The organism is Nostoc sp. 'Peltigera membranacea cyanobiont' 232 (assembly GCF_002245985.1).
GTDB lineage: Bacteria > Cyanobacteriota > Cyanobacteriia > Cyanobacteriales > Nostocaceae > Nostoc.
The window spans coordinates 1-14,562 of record NZ_NOLK01000182.1 but is presented as its reverse complement, the minus strand read 5'-3'; the positions used below and the strand labels follow the sequence as shown (position 1 = coordinate 14,562).

Annotated in this window: 17 protein-coding genes; 7 read left to right on the top strand and 10 right to left on the bottom strand. The window is 42.2% G+C overall.

All coding sequences use genetic code 11. The annotated features are described in order from the left end of the window. The first annotated feature begins 33 nt into the window (after positions 1-33). From CDG79_RS34565 to CDG79_RS34555, 3 genes are all read left to right on the top strand, one after another. The gene (locus CDG79_RS34565) at positions 34-495 is read left to right on the top strand and encodes a DUF4079 domain-containing protein (RefSeq protein ID WP_094346143.1); all 462 of its coding nucleotides are present in this window, start codon (positions 34-36) and stop codon (positions 493-495) included. A gap of 94 nt (positions 496-589) precedes the next feature. Further along, positions 590-1,156: a hypothetical protein gene (locus CDG79_RS34560; protein ID WP_094346142.1), complete on the top strand. Its 567-nt coding sequence runs from the start codon at positions 590-592 to the stop codon at positions 1,154-1,156. A 100-nt stretch (positions 1,157-1,256) separates the two neighbouring features. Next, a complete protein-coding gene (locus CDG79_RS34555; RefSeq protein WP_094346141.1) occupies positions 1,257-2,024 on the top strand; it encodes an ABC transporter ATP-binding protein in 768 nt (255 codons plus the stop codon). A gap of 122 nt (positions 2,025-2,146) precedes the next feature. Here CDG79_RS34555 and CDG79_RS34550 read toward each other — a convergent pair whose 3' ends face one another. Continuing rightward, positions 2,147-2,920, bottom strand: a complete 774-nt coding sequence (locus CDG79_RS34550) for a response regulator transcription factor (RefSeq protein WP_094346140.1) — start codon at positions 2,918-2,920, stop codon at positions 2,147-2,149. A gap of 581 nt (positions 2,921-3,501) precedes the next feature. On the opposite strand from CDG79_RS34550, the gene CDG79_RS34545 reads away from it, so the two are divergent. Continuing rightward, positions 3,502-3,750 carry a DUF6761 family protein gene (locus tag CDG79_RS34545; RefSeq protein WP_094332830.1) on the top strand — a complete coding sequence of 83 codons (249 nt, stop codon included), beginning with the start codon at positions 3,502-3,504 and terminating at the stop codon, positions 3,748-3,750. A 311-nt stretch (positions 3,751-4,061) separates the two neighbouring features. Here CDG79_RS34545 and grxD read toward each other — a convergent pair whose 3' ends face one another. The 7 genes from grxD to CDG79_RS34510 all read right to left on the bottom strand — a co-directional run bounded on the left by grxD (position 4,062) and on the right by CDG79_RS34510 (position 8,795). Next, on the bottom strand, positions 4,062-4,385 hold the full coding sequence (gene grxD, locus CDG79_RS34540) for a Grx4 family monothiol glutaredoxin (protein WP_094346139.1): 324 nt from the start codon (positions 4,383-4,385) through the stop codon (positions 4,062-4,064). Between the two features lie 108 nt (positions 4,386-4,493). Further along, positions 4,494-4,751, bottom strand: a complete 258-nt coding sequence (locus CDG79_RS34535; protein ID WP_094346138.1) for a BolA family protein — start codon at positions 4,749-4,751, stop codon at positions 4,494-4,496. Between the two features lie 243 nt (positions 4,752-4,994). Further along, on the bottom strand, positions 4,995-5,603 hold the full coding sequence (locus CDG79_RS34530; protein WP_094346144.1) for a hypothetical protein: 609 nt from the start codon (positions 5,601-5,603) through the stop codon (positions 4,995-4,997). A 704-nt stretch (positions 5,604-6,307) separates the two neighbouring features. After that, a complete protein-coding gene (locus CDG79_RS34525; protein WP_094332826.1) occupies positions 6,308-7,066 on the bottom strand; it encodes a lysophospholipid acyltransferase family protein in 759 nt (252 codons plus the stop codon). A gap of 113 nt (positions 7,067-7,179) precedes the next feature. Continuing rightward, positions 7,180-7,665 (bottom strand): tRNA adenosine(34) deaminase TadA, encoded by a 486-nt coding sequence (gene tadA, locus CDG79_RS34520; protein WP_094346137.1) that lies wholly within the window; start codon positions 7,663-7,665, stop codon positions 7,180-7,182. A gap of 195 nt (positions 7,666-7,860) precedes the next feature. Then, positions 7,861-8,175: a glutaredoxin 3 gene (gene grxC, locus CDG79_RS34515; protein WP_094346136.1), complete on the bottom strand. Its 315-nt coding sequence runs from the start codon at positions 8,173-8,175 to the stop codon at positions 7,861-7,863. Positions 8,176-8,222: 47 nt separating this feature from the next. Further along, a complete protein-coding gene (locus CDG79_RS34510; protein ID WP_094346135.1) occupies positions 8,223-8,795 on the bottom strand; it encodes a DUF981 family protein in 573 nt (190 codons plus the stop codon). A gap of 264 nt (positions 8,796-9,059) precedes the next feature. Here CDG79_RS34510 and glpX point away from each other — a divergent pair, with 264 nt between their 5' ends. The 3 genes from glpX (at position 9,060) to CDG79_RS34495 (ending at position 12,286) form a co-directional block, all read left to right on the top strand. Then, complete coding sequence (gene glpX / locus CDG79_RS34505; RefSeq protein WP_094346134.1) at positions 9,060-10,097, top strand: class II fructose-bisphosphatase; 1,038 nt, start codon at positions 9,060-9,062, stop codon at positions 10,095-10,097. A 240-nt stretch (positions 10,098-10,337) separates the two neighbouring features. Next, a complete protein-coding gene (locus tag CDG79_RS34500) occupies positions 10,338-11,624 on the top strand; it encodes a glutamyl-tRNA reductase (protein WP_094346133.1) in 1,287 nt (428 codons plus the stop codon). Between the two features lie 101 nt (positions 11,625-11,725). Then, entirely contained in the window at positions 11,726-12,286 is a 561-nt protein-coding gene (locus tag CDG79_RS34495) for a DUF2087 domain-containing protein (RefSeq protein WP_094346132.1), read from the top strand. Positions 12,287-12,506: 220 nt separating this feature from the next. On the opposite strand, the gene CDG79_RS34490 is transcribed toward CDG79_RS34495, so the two are convergent. Continuing rightward, complete coding sequence (locus tag CDG79_RS34490; protein WP_094346131.1) at positions 12,507-13,289, bottom strand: ABC transporter ATP-binding protein; 783 nt, start codon at positions 13,287-13,289, stop codon at positions 12,507-12,509. Next, positions 13,279-14,412 (bottom strand): branched-chain amino acid ABC transporter permease, encoded by a 1,134-nt coding sequence (locus CDG79_RS34485; protein ID WP_094346130.1) that lies wholly within the window; start codon positions 14,410-14,412, stop codon positions 13,279-13,281. The genes CDG79_RS34490 and CDG79_RS34485 overlap by 11 nt, the downstream gene beginning before the upstream one ends. Between the last annotated feature and the right edge of the window lie 150 nt (positions 14,413-14,562).

Sequence of the window (14,562 nt, the reverse complement as noted above, 5' to 3'; positions counted from 1 at the left end):
CCCCAGTCCCCACTCTCATCTACAATCATTCTTATGAATCTGCCTTCGTTTCTTTGGTTGTGGAAAATAGCCGCGTGGTCAATGGGGTTGTCCCTGCTGGCATATCTGATGTTAGCAGTCACCGGCGTTTGGATGTTTCGGGCGAGAACTTCCCAGCAATTTCCTTTTATTACGCCATTTATGGGCGGAAATAGAGGGGTGCGATCGCTCCACTATCTAATGGGCATCAGTATGGTAAGTTTAGTGCTACTATTGCTAGCGATCGGCATTGTTGGCACTTTAGGACACTTTGGTTCTTTAGGTCACTCGTCACATCTAATCGCTGGGTTGATAGTGGTAGCATTAGTTTTGCTTTCTGCTTTCAGTGCCACGCAAATTAGCGCCAGACGACCTTGGGCGAGACCTTTACACATTGGCGTAAATATTATTTTGTTTATAGGATTTGCCTGGGTATCCCTTACTGGTTGGATTGTAGTACAAAAGTATTTACCCTAAAAAATTACGAATTAGGAATTACGAATTACGAATTGAACAGTCCAGCTACAACATAGACCTACCCTACAATGAATAAAAGCATTGTAATTGAGCCGTGACTGTAAACTCAGCCAATATTTCAACTTCTGTTTTTCGTCTGTCTCCTTTAATTCGGATAACTTTGCTGAGTCTATACATAGCACTCACAGTTCCATTACCCTTTTTATCGCAGGTAACAGCCGCACCCGTACCTCCAGAATTTTTGTGGATAGGGATTAGCATCGGCTTAGTTGCCTTGTATGCAGTATTGACTGAACAAGTAATAGTAGATGACCAGGGAATTCAGGTTACTTACCCCGTCTGGGTTCCTCGATTTTTCCGTAAAGGCTGGTTTTTACCTTGGTCAGAGGTGAAAGAGTTAAAACCCCGCACCACTGGTCAGGGAGGGCTAGTTTATTACTTCCTCAGCCAGGATGGGAAAGCTTATTTACTACCGATGCGTGTATCTGGATTTGCCCGTTTCGTGCAAATTGTCCAAGCCAAGACAGGCATTGATACTACAGATGTTCGCCCTTTAGCACAGCCGTGGATGTACCTGATTTTACTAGGATTCACACTGCTGCTACTATTGGTCGATGGCTGGGCGATCGCTACAGCTTTAACTACTGCACAATTAACTTAAAATTGGGAATGGGGCATAGGGCATTGGTTATTTCTCCTCCATCTCCCCCATCTCCCTCATCTCCCTCATCTCCCTCATCTCCCTCATCTCCCCATTCCCCTTGAATAAGGCAACACTCAGGCTAGAGCAAGTTAATCTGTTTACAAAGCTGAAAACCCAACTTCCAGGCAATCAGCAAGGGTATCCCATATTGCGAGATATTGACTTGGAAGTATTTCAGGGCGATCGCATTGCCATTGTAGGGCCAGTAGGCGTTGGTAAAACTTCCTTATTACGCCTCATCAACCGCCTAATTGAACCCACAAGTGGCAAAATCTATCTAGAAAATCAAGAATATCGCCAAATCCCTGTCATCCAGCTACGCCAGATGGTTGTACTTGTATTGCAAGAATCAAAGCTGTTGGGGATGACAGTTCAACAAGCCTTGGCTTATCCTTTAGTTTTGCGTGGTTTGCCCAAGCAGACAATTCAGGAACGAATCAGTTATTGGACAGAACAACTGCATATTCCTAATGAATGGTTAGGGCGAACTGAGGTACAACTTTCTGCTGGACAACGACAAATAGTAGCGATCACTCGTGCCTTACTCATCCAGCCTAAAATATTATTATTAGACGAGCCAACCTCTGCCCTTGATGCTGGTACAGCTTCTCATCTCATGCAAGTCTTAATCCAGTTGAGTCAAACTCACCAAACCACGATTCTGATGGTAAATCACCAACTGGAACTTGCCCAGATGTTTTGCACTAGGTTATTACACCTACAACAAGGTCGTTTATCCGCAAATCAAACAGTCTCTGAAATCGACTGGGTTGAATTACGAGAAAGCCTAATTAAAGCAGAAACTCAAGACGATTTTGGATTTTAGATTTTGGATTGGTCAGGAGATAGAAGTAAAGAATTGTTATCTTAACTCCCCAATGCCCAATGCCCAATGCCCAATGCCCAATGCCCAATGCCCAATGCCCAATGCCCAATGCCCAATACCCATTAAACTTGACTACTACTAAGTGTCGAACGTTGATTATTAAATCTTTCTCTAGCTAACTTTGTTGTTTGTGATTGTGAAATATTGGTATTCAAAATTTCCATGTTAAAACGGTATCCTACATTGCGGATAGTTTGAATCAAGTTCGGTTGACGAGGGTCAAGTTCCACCTTTTTCCGCAGCGATAAAACGTGAGTATCAATGGTACGAGGGTTATCGATAGCATCAGGCCAAGCACGACGCAGCAATTCCGACCTACTCAGAGGTACTCCTCCAGCTTGTGCCAAAACATACAACAAACTGAATTCTTGAGGCGTTAAATCGATAAACTCCCCCTGAAAGCGGACACGGCGCTGAACTAAATCGATTTGCAAAGTGCCATAATCCAAATAAGCTGGTGCAGTAGGTGTGCGTTTCCGACGAATCAGCGCCTCTACCCGTGCTAAAAACTCTTGCATCCCAAAAGGTTTGCTCAGGTAATCATCTGCACCCGCCTTTAAACCTGCCACAATATCACCTTCACTATTGCGGGCAGATAGCATTAAGATTAGAGGCTGCTCCTGACGATGCAACCAACGACAAAATTCAATGCCATCGCCATCGGGCAAGTCTGCATCTAATACTACCAGTGTTGGTTGATGGCTTAAAAATACTTCCCTTGCTTGATAAATACTGGCAGCTTGATGCACGCGGTATTCTAGCTGTTGCAAGTGCCAACCCAACAACGACCTCAGATGGGGATTCCCCTCAATGATTTCTATACAAACCGAACCCACAGCGGCAAGACCCCTTAGCGTCTGATGACTTTCAAAGTAACAAGCCCGTCACTAAGGTTTTGTAGCCTTTGTTACTTCAATTGCTATTAGCTTTACATTTCCTCATAAGAAGCGTAGCAATATCTTTAATTTATGCCTTGCCGGAAGGCAATTAGAAATATTATTAAATTTTTATTAAATTTATCCGCAGTATTGTTATACTTATCAAAAATTCTTCTAGCTTAACATTCTGCTTCTACACGGTGTAATCTGGCAAAGATATAAAATTCACTCAGCTAAGAATTAATGCAACAGCTTTTTAACCTGATGTTAAAAGTAGATTTTTCGCAAAAATTAGTGCCTATATCCAAGAACATAACACCAATACAATTGGGCTATGGACTATGAAAATCAGAAAAATAATTTACCAGAAAACCAGAATCAAGGTTTTCTGGAATAGGATTAAACTAGCCTGTAGCTGCTATGAGGGTACTACCCAAAGTAGATGTGTTGACTTTGAGTTGATGTCAAAGTGAAATTACACTTCACTTTTGAGCGTGAATCATTTACAATTCTCATTCCAAGAGATTAATACAGCAGTTATGCTCCAAGACACACAAACCATCCGCTATTACCAAAGACTCACCGACGCCTTCGCCGAGTTATGGAATCGCGGTTATCGCACGGATGACATGCGGATGTATTTGGATGGATATCTAGCCGCATTGCGACAAAGTAACGTCATTGAACCTTATTTGATTCATCGTCTAGAAGAGGAGGCCAGCCGCTTCTTGTACGATGGATCAAATTTTGCAGTGCCACAACCACAGCCCCAACCCGATTACTACTAAGTACCATTTACTTGGTCATTGATAGTAACCGTTGATTACCGCAGATGATTATAGCATATTATCTGTATTGGTCAATGCTTTGCCGTGGTGTGAGATTTTGGAGATATTGTATTGATTAAACGCATCCCCTCAGCCTATATTGGTTTTGCCAATGTGACTGAGGGGATTGTTGATTAGGTATGAAATTAAGGCAACATAGATAAAATATTTTTGTCAGCAACTATTAAAAAAACCTTGAAAGAGGAGACATTATTTCTCTCCCCTTTCAAGGAAATTAAAAGGGCATATTGCCTTGATTGCGTAAAGAGAGATTAGGAAGCTAGTGCTACTTCTACCTTTTGTTGCAATTCACCTTTTTGGTACAGTTCAATCAAGATGTCAGAACCGCCAAGGAATTCACCATTGATATAGACTTGGGGAATTGTCGGCCAGTTAGAGTATTCTTTAATTCCTTGACGGATTTCAGAGTCTGATAGAACATCAACCGTCTCGAAGGGAACTCCCAAGGTATTGAGAATCTGCACAACGTTGTTGGAGAAACCACACTGGGGCATTAATTTGTTTCCCTTCATGAAAACTAGAATCTTGTTCTCTTGTAGCAAGTTATCAATTTTGTCTTTGAGTTCTGGTGTCATGGTATTTGTGTTTCCTATGTTGCATTCAACAATGACGAGTGAGGAGTTATAAATTTTTAACAGACGCGATTATCGCGTCTCCTGTAGAGACGCGATTAATCGCGTCTCTTAGGAACTTGCTGTTGCTTGCCAAGTTTCGGGAGTGTATGTTTTTACCGCCAAGGCATGAATCGCTTCAGTTGACATAGCTTGACCCAACGCACCATAAACTAACTGGTGCTGTTGCACTAGTCCTTTACCTGCAAAGTGCGATGAAACTACTGTCACTTGATAGTGGTCGCCGCCACCAGTCAAGTCTTGCACCTGAACTTGTGCGTCTGGCAGTTCCGCCTTGATCATTGCCTCAACCTGCTGCGGACTAATCATCGCAATTCCTGAAAAAACTTACTTTTCTATTATTAACAGATATAGAGCAAAAGCCTGTGCCAACTTCAGATGTTTGGCAAGACTGGGGATAAATACGCCTCTGAGGTAGATTTTTGAGAAGGCTGGGTCAAAGCTACGGCAGATAATCACATCCTAGCACTGGGGCGTTCCAAGGTGCTGCTCAGGGAGAGAAGGATTTGAAATAGGTGGGATATAAAGAAAAACACCTAACGCCAATTTAATTTATTTTTTTGGGGATGAGGAAGATGAACTACCACCTTCTCTAGGATAAGGAGAATCGACAAAACCTAACTCAAACAACTGTTTATAGGCTTTCTTGCCTAAATCCCGTGTCGGGTTTTGACTCTTAATTATTTGAACCAACAATGGCACAGCTAATTCTGGCTGATTTTGTGCCCGATGTACCAATGCTAGTTGAAAGGTAGCTTCATCTCGCTTTTGGGCTGTTAATAAAGCTTTTTGGCGCTGAGAATCAGAAACTCTATTGTCAATTCCCGAAAAGCTAGAATTTAACTCTTGATAAAAATTAGATAGCTGATTATAAACCTGACGTGCTTCTTGTAGTTTCTTAGCAGCTAAAGGATAGTTTTGAGCAGAAACGGCTTGGTCTGCCTCTTTTACTAAGCGATCGCCACCTTCAATGCTCAAAAGGCTGTTACTTTGGGTTATAGGACGCAGGTTATTGGGATCGTTGGGGTCAATGGGTTGTGGTTGGCTGGTAGTGCCTGGTGACTGTGATACCTGAGCATTCACAGGTGATAGCAGACTGAGGACTGCTATGACTGATAAAAGGGTACGGTGCATCAAGGTAACAGCGGCAGCAGTGTTCATGGGATCAATTAGTGCGACAACTATATAAAAAGTTATGGAAACTTCGGGTATCTTAACTCTGTTTTGGTCTTGGACAAAGTAAAGACACATCCTAAGTATCTCTGATTTAGGACTGAAAATCGCTTTAATAGAGTTCCCATTACCCTTGTATAGTAACTAACTTAAATCCTCATGATGAACGATCGCTACGATAGACTGGGTTGATGCGTTAATTTTTCTGATTGTGCTTTCTCATCGGTTTACTAGCAATCGACTTGTAACTATCTATAGGATTACTATTTGATTTTTGAAAAGATCCGTAGGGTGCGTTACGCTGTCGCTAACGCACCAAATCCTTGATAATGGTGCGTTATGAACTTCGTTCTAACACACCCGACAATACGTAATTTTTTTCAAAAATCAAATAGGAGTCCTATACTGAAGCAAGTAAGAATGTTTCTTCTCAACCAATTCAGTAGTTTGCAGATAACTGTTAGCTATTTGATCAAAAAAATGCCAATTTGGCTGGTTGTTCTGTCAATAGAGGGTAATTTATATATGTATACATTCCCAACGGTTGCAAAATAGCACTAAATTTTTGGTGACTTATTCAGGATGGATATAGCAGTTAGCACTTAGTGTCAAACCTTAAAAACGTGCAGTTTCTTCATCATGCACGGTCAATGGTTAAAAGCCAGTCTTAGGACTCTTGCCGTTTGATGAGATCAAGAATTAGTAATTTCTGCAAATGCATGATTAGTAATTTTTCTTTCTTGATGGCTTAATTGTTGCAGTGCCTTTCCTAAATCATTTGTGATGCTTTTGGCATCTTGTTTTATACAGCCACTCATGTAATCCTCTACCCTGATTGGAGAGCCAATGTCAATACTCACATCTGTACCCCAACTTGGATAAGGTTGGCTGTAATTAATGCCTATAGGTATAATTTTCACTCCCAACCCAGAATGACTAGATTCAGCACTCAAAGCAAGACGAGCAATTCCCGGTTTCAACTGGTGAACTTGCCCATCACGAAAAATATTACCTTCTGGAAAGATAACCACAGTTTTTTTCTGCTGAAGTAGCTCAACTCCATGTCGCAGTGTACGAATTGACGGATGCTTAGAATTTACAGGAAATCCCCCTAAACGTTTGACAAACCAGCCTTGCAAACCTTGGCATTCGTCAATAGTCACCATAAACCGCAGGTCTTGTTCTCTCCGACAATTAGCAGTAGCGTAGGGTACGAGCAATGCATCCCAACGCGCCCGATGAGTAGGCGCGAGGATCGCAGGCCCAGTTGTAGGGATATTTTTTTGTCCGGTTATTCTAATTTGTCCAAAGAATAATGGTAATAGGCAGTGACGGCCTAATAAATGTGCCAGAGGACTTAACCAAGGAGAAACCCTTGAGGTAGTAACAGCCACCGGATGATTTGCTGGTGTATGCTGGCAGGGATCGGATGAAGAGTGAAATTCAATCATGACGGATGCAGCTGATTGACGGGTAAAAATTTAACGAAAAGCCTGATTAGTTACACCGTAGATTCTCTTGCGTGACTTGTCTTGTGCTATATGGACAGTTTTACCTCTGTCCGTTAGTTTACCTTACGCCGCCTAGTAGCAAACCAAGCCTGTAATTGTTGACGACAAGCTGACTCTAGAATGCCTCCAATGACCTGGAGACGGTGATTAGAAGCAGCACTATCGGGTATGTTAATAACTGTACGAATTGCGCCAGTTTTTGTATCGTCTACTCCATATACAAGTTGTCCTACACGCGCTTGCAAAATAGCACCTGCACACATTGGACACGGTTCAAGAGTTACGTAGAGGGTGCATTCATTGAGATGCCAATTTTGTAAAGTTGTTGCAGCTGTCTTGAGAGCGAGAATTTCCGCATGGGCGGTAGGGTCTTTGTCGCGCTCTTTTCTATTTTCTCCTTGTGCTAGCAATTTGCCTGTTGAATCAATAATAACAGCACCGACAGGAACTTCACCTGCATCACCGGCTGCTTTTGCTAATTCTAAGGCACAACTCATCCATTGTTGATGTATAAGATATTCTGTGTATTTAGTTTGCATATTCTTATCAATATAAAAATTTCAAAATTCAACACATTTTCTAGGGTGCGCGTCTTGTAAGCCTTTGAGCGGGTAAGACACACATTTTACAATAAAGAAAAAATATATAGCCCGCAGACTAGAAATCTGGGGCTAAATAATTCAAAATTCTTAAATTCAGCATCACCAAGCCAACCGTTAGGGTTAATTTGATTTCTAAATAGCAACTTGGGCTAAAAGGGGATCGAGTTGGCTTTGTGTGTCTAGCTGATAGAGGTCATCGCAGCCGCCAATGTGCTGGTTATTAATGAAAATTTGTGGTACACTACGTCGTCCGTTAGCGCGTTCTGCCATTTTAGCTCTAGCTGCTTCGTCGCCGTCGATTTTATATTCGGTAAAATTTACACCTTTCCACCACAGCAGTATTTTGGCACGAATGCAGTAAGGGCAAGTTTGCCAGGTGTAAAGTTCGACGTTGGCTTTAACTCGTTCTGGATGGCGATTTAAAAGGGGATTAAGAAAGTCCAGCATATTTATCTTAAGCAGGTTTAAACTATATCTCTACCCTAGATCATTGCTTACCGCATCGGTGCTGGAACCCACTTTTGGAAACTTTCTAAATGATTCCAGTAAGACAAATATCCAGTCAATGCCCAAATTAGAGCGGCTACTATTAGCACTGCTACGCCAATTAGCCGCCAAGTTCGGTTAGGTTTCCAGTAAAGGGTTGGTGCTGCAAAAATACCACCCAAGCCAGTTAAAATAAAGCCGATTCCCGATAAAAGCGGTTGCTTAGTCAAATTCAAGTTGATGATGCGGATACCCACTACGATCGCAACTACCCCAGCAAAGAAGCCGTAAATTGCTATTGTGAATAAATCCCAACCTTGAGCAAGGGAAACCGCTGCTGCAACAAACAAGATTCCAAATAAGACACTTGTCTCACCGAAGGCAATGTTAAAGCTACCAATAATTGGCCAAGTGAAACTCATGTGTAAACCAGTTGTCAGGGCGATCGCCCCCGTAATCCCAAAACCGGGAATCCACTGTTTTTGATTAGAACTATCTATACCACGATACACATAGTCAGCCAGAAGAAATAGCCCAGCTACCATATTGATCAACATGAGTGTGATGTAGTCGATAAACACGATTAACCTCTGAATTTAATAAGCTATTTACTCTATGCGTCGTTTTTGAGTTTTTAGTGAATTTATTTTTTCATTATGATTTTATACCTAAAGATAAACATAGAAGTTATGAGTAAAAAAGTAATATGTGTTAACTGGCACTTTTATAACGAGTTAGCAGTAAAACTTAACTTTCTTCCACGTGTATCCGCCCTTTGGTAGACTTGAAAACTGAAATAGGCAGATGAAACGACGGAAATTCAAGCAGCTGAGAGGGTAGACTCTGTGGAAAATTCACTTGGGTTAGAGATTATTGAAGTAGTAGAGCAAGCCGCGATCGCATCCGCAAAGTGGATGGGTAAAGGCGAAAAAAATATCGCTGACCAAGTAGCTGTGGAAGCTATGCGGGAGCGGATGAATAAAATCTATATGCGCGGTCGCATTGTGATTGGGGAAGGCGAACGCGACGACGCGCCGATGTTATACATCGGGGAAGAAGTTGGTATCTGTACCCAACCAAATGCCAGTAGCTTGTGTAACCCTGATGAATTAATCGAAATTGATATTGCGGTTGACCCCTGTGAAGGTACAAACTTGGTAGCTTATGGGCAACCGGGTTCGATGGCTGTCTTGGCAATTTCTGAAAAGGGTGGATTATTTGCGGCTCCCGACTTTTACATGAAGAAGTTAGCAGCACCTCCCGCAGCTAAGGGCAAGGTAGACATTAACAAGTCAGCAACAGAAAACCTCAAGATTCTGGCTGAGTGTCTAGAACGCTCTATCGAAGAACTTGTGATTGTTGTCATGAAGCGCGAACGCCACAACGATTTAATTAAAGAAATCCGTGAGGCTGGAGCGAGAGTCGCCCTAATTTCAGACGGTGATGTGGGTGCAGCTATCAGCTGTGGTTTTGCTGGAACTAATATCCATGCGCTGATGGGTATTGGTGCGGCTCCTGAAGGTGTAATCTCAGCAGCCGCTATGCGTGCTTTGGGTGGACACTTCCAAGGTCAACTGATTTACGATCCAGCAGTAGTAAAAACAGGTTTAATTGGAGAAAGCAGAGAAGCCAATATTGAGCGTTTAACGTCTATGAATATCAATGACCCCGATAAGGTCTATGATGCTCATGAACTGGCATCTGGTAAAACTGTTCTGTTCGCTGCTTGCGGCATTACCAGTGGTAATCTGATGGAAGGTGTACGTTTCTTCAACGGTGGAGCAAGAACTCAAAGCTTGGTAATTTCCAACCAATCGAAAACTGCTCGATTTGTTGATACGATTCACATGCTTGGTGAACCCAAGACTCTCCAACTGAACTAATTTTTAGGGAATGGGGAATGATTTAAGTAGGGGTAAAGTATTTGGAAAGAAATCTTTCGATGAAAATGGAAAATAGTCACCCAAATGCTTCATCCTTATAGTAGTTAGTAGTTAGTAGTTAGTGATTATTTGTTGTTTGTTGCAGGGAAAAACTACCAACCAATAAACAAAAATTCCCCATTCCCTATTCTGACTCAATGGCCGATTTTCAACTACCAACTAGTAACTACGATTTAGCAAATGAATATAGCAGTGGTGGGGTTAAGCCATAAAACAGCCCCAGTAGAAGTCCGGGAAAAACTGAGCATTCCAGAACCACAGATTGAAAGTGCGATCGCTCAACTGGCCAGCTATCCCCATATTGATGAAGTTGCAATTCTTAGCACTTGTAACCGCCTGGAAATCTATATTGTTACCAGTGAAGCAGACCAAGGTATCCGAGAAATAACTCAGTTTCTTGCGGAATATAGTAAATTGCCCGTTATTTCTCTGCGACAACATTTATTTATGTTGCTACATGATGATGCCGTAATGCACGTCATGCGGGTAGCAGGTGGTTTAGATAGTCTGGTACTCGGAGAAGGTCAAATTCTGGCTCAGGTGAAAACAACTCACAAACTGGGACAGCAATATAACGGTATAAAAACCATTTTGAATCGATTATTTAAACAAGCGCTAACAGCAGGTAAGCGGGTTAGGACTGAAACTAGTATTGGTACTGGTGCTGTCTCTATTAGTTCGGCTGCTGTGGAGTTAGCACAGATAAAAGTGGCAAATTTAGCTGCTTGTCGAGTGGTAATTCTGGGTGCTGGTAAAATGTCACGGCTGCTGGTGCAACACTTACTTTCTAAAGGTGCGGTGCAAATTAGTATTGTAAATCGCTCTCGCGATCGCGCCCAAGAATTAGTCAAGCAGTTCCCCCAACAACAAATCCAAATTCATCCGCTATCGGAAATGATGACTGTAATTGCCGATAGCGATTTGGTGTTTACAAGTACTTCGGCAACAGAGCCAATACTCGATCGGGCAAAGCTGGAAATGGTTTTAGAAGTTCAGCGCTCTCTAATGTTATTTGATATTTCTGTGCCTCGTAATGTTCATGCGGATGTAAATGAACTAGAAAATGTGCAGGCGTTTAATGTGGATGATTTGAAGGCTGTAGTGGCGCAAAACTACGAAAGCCGTCGGAAGATTGCACAAGAAGCAGAGAAACTTTTAGAGGAAGAAGTAGAAGCTTTTGATATTTGGTGGCGCAGTTTAGAAACTGTTACCACCATTAGCTGTCTGCGAAATAAAGTCGAAACCATCCGCGAACAAGAGTTAGAAAAAGCTTTGTCGAGATTAGGTTCGGAATTCGCTGAAAAACATCAAGAGGTGATTGAAGCATTAACACGGGGAATTGTCAATAAAATTTTACACGACCCGATGGTACAGTTGCGATCGCAGCAAGATGTTGAAGCTAGACGGCGCTGTATGCAAACTTTGCAAATGCTGTTCAACCTAGATGCAGGTGAGCAGTTTAGTTAAATTGGACAAAAAAATCCCCGATTTTTCTAAAGAAGTCGGGGATTTTAGCTTTTAGATTAGATATACTTCTAATTAGATAGGTATCTAATTAGAAGTTAGTTATGCAACCAGAGCAATTTAACATCTTACTGCGCTTTTTCAAGGCATTAGCGGATGATAGCCGATTGAAAATTGTAGGTATCCTGGCGAATCAGGAGTGCAGCGTCGAAGAATTAGCGGTGCTACTGCAACTTAAGGAACCGACAGTATCCCATCATTTAGCGAAACTTAAGGAGCTAAATTTGGTGACAATGCGCCCCGAAGGTAATAGCCGTCTATATCAATTGGATAGCGAGGCTTTGCAAAGCATTAGCAAGGAGATTTTCACACCTGAGAAAATGGCATCTTTGATTGAGGATGTGGATACTGAGGCTTGGGAAAGCAAAGTGTTGAAAAACTATTTTGAAGGCGATTGTCTCAAAGAAATCCCTGCTAGTCGCAAAAAGCGTCTAGTTATTCTCAAGTGGTTAGCAAATCAGTTTGAAGTGGGAGTCAACTACCCTGAACGACTGGTAAATGACATTCTAAAACGCTACCATCCTGACTGCGCCACCCTGCGACGGGAGTTTATTGCTTCGCAGTTAATGCAGCGAGAAAATGGGGTTTATTGGCGCATAACATAAAAGTTGTTTTGGGTTAATTACCCATTCTTGCAGTCGGTTCAGCATTGGAATCAAAAGCTTTTTCCACTACAATATTCGATTTTAACATGAGCTAAATTTCAAAAAATTTGATGCCCATGTGCGACTTTTTGACTTTGGGCAAGTAACAGTATTCATCTACTCTTATTTGTCCAAAGTCCAATCACTAAATACATTGCATAAAGAGAAAGCCAATCGCACTCTATTTTCCTAAATACGCCTCTAGAACTTTAGGATTGCTTTGAATTTCTGCGGGTGTACCGTCAGCCAAATTCTGCCCCTCCGCAAGTACCCAAACGCGATCGCACAAGGACATAATCACATCCATATTGTGTTCGATAATCAAAAAGGTCATCCCGTCTTGACGGTTCCAAGTGATAATGCGATCGCAAATATCATCAATCAGTTTCGGATTCACCCCAGCAGCCGGTTCATCCAACAAAATTAACTTGGGATTAGTCATCAACGCCCGTCCCATTTCCAGCAGCTTCCGTTGTCCACCAGATAAGCAACCAGCATAATCGTGCGCTTTTTTTGCCAATCCTACTGATTCTAAGAGGAACATTGCCCGCTCTTCGAGTTGCTTTTCTTCCTTAGCGACAACGTGGGGCTGTAATTGCACTTGCCAAAAATTTTCACCCGTTTGTTTTTGCGCCGCCAGCAGCATATTTTCTAACACCGACAACCGCGAGAGAGTTCGTGCAACCTGAAAAGTGCGGATTACTCCCTGCTGGGCGATTTGATATGGTTGCAAGTTGTGAATCGGTTCGCCGTCAAAAATCACTCGCCCTTTATCTGGGCGAATAAAGTTCGAGAGTAAATTAAAGAAAGTAGTTTTACCAGCACCATTGGGGCCAATCAAGCCCGTAATGCTGCCTTTAGCAACTTCGATTTTCGCCTCATTAACAGCTTTGATACCACCAAAGCTTTTAGAAAGTCCAGTGGCTACCAAAAGGGGAAGTGGCAATGACTGGTTATTTACCAAGGGTAAGTTCCTCCTTTTTCCCTAGAATACCTTGAGGTCGCCAAATCATCAGTACCATTAAAATTAGTCCGATTACCACGATCCGAAATGCACCCAAACGGGCTTCATCAAGGGGAACGATTCGGGGTAAGACTTCTCGCGTCAGCGCATCGTAAGCAAAGAAAATTACCGCACCTAAGATTGTGCCAACATTATTGCCAGAACCGCCTAGAATCACCATGATCCAAGTGTCAAAGGTAATCTGGGGTTGAAAGTTATCGGGGTAAATGGCGGACAGTTGCCAAGCAAAGAAAGCACCAGCGATACCTGCGATCGCACCCCCTAACATTAATGATTGTAATTTATACCAAAAGACATTTTTTCCTAGCGCCTTGGGAATTTCTTCATCTTCGCGGATGGCTTTGAGAATTCTACCCCAAGGCGATCGCACCAAAATTTCTAAGCGCCAGTATACAAATGCTAAAACCAACAACAATACCAGCATCAAACCCGCTTTTGGGTTGTAATTATACAGTCCAATTACCCCAGAGATATAAATCGCTGCTGCCAAAACTGCTAAGACAATTCCCACACCCAAGCGCGACGCAAATTCTTGCTTGCTAGTTGTCCTTTTACCTAAATCAGTAGTCCGAGATATTTGGGTGGTACGAATCCATTGCCACAAGGTAAAAAAAGTTACGGCAGCTAGTAGCGTTAACAATCCAATCATCACTAATCTGACAAACAAATTCGGCTCTGTGGATAGGGGTATGGGATAACTTTGCACGCCAAACGCTCCAGAAATCCAGGTATCACCCACAGGTAAATCCTGATTATTTACTACCAAACGAATTAATTCGCCTGTACCGATGGTGACAATTCCTAGATAATCTTCCCGTAAGCGTAGAGTTGCAAAACCAATTATCAAACCCAACAAGGCGGCGACAATTGCCCCAGCCAGTGCCGATATCAATAGGGGCACACCCTTTAAGCTTAACAATACCGTTGTATATGCTCCCAGGGTCATGAAAGCAATATGACCAAAGTTAATTAACCCCGTAAAGCCCCATTGTAAATTGAGTCCCAAACCGAATAGAGCGAAAAGTGCAGTAGAAATTGCTAAGAAAATTAGATAGTCAACCATTTTAAATAGTTATTTGGGAATTGAGAATTGGGAATTGAGAATTGAGAATTGGGAATTGGGAATTGGGAATTGGGAATTGGGAATTGGGAATTGGGAATTGGGAATTGGGAATTGGGAATTGGGAATTGGGAATTGGGAATTGGGTAATAA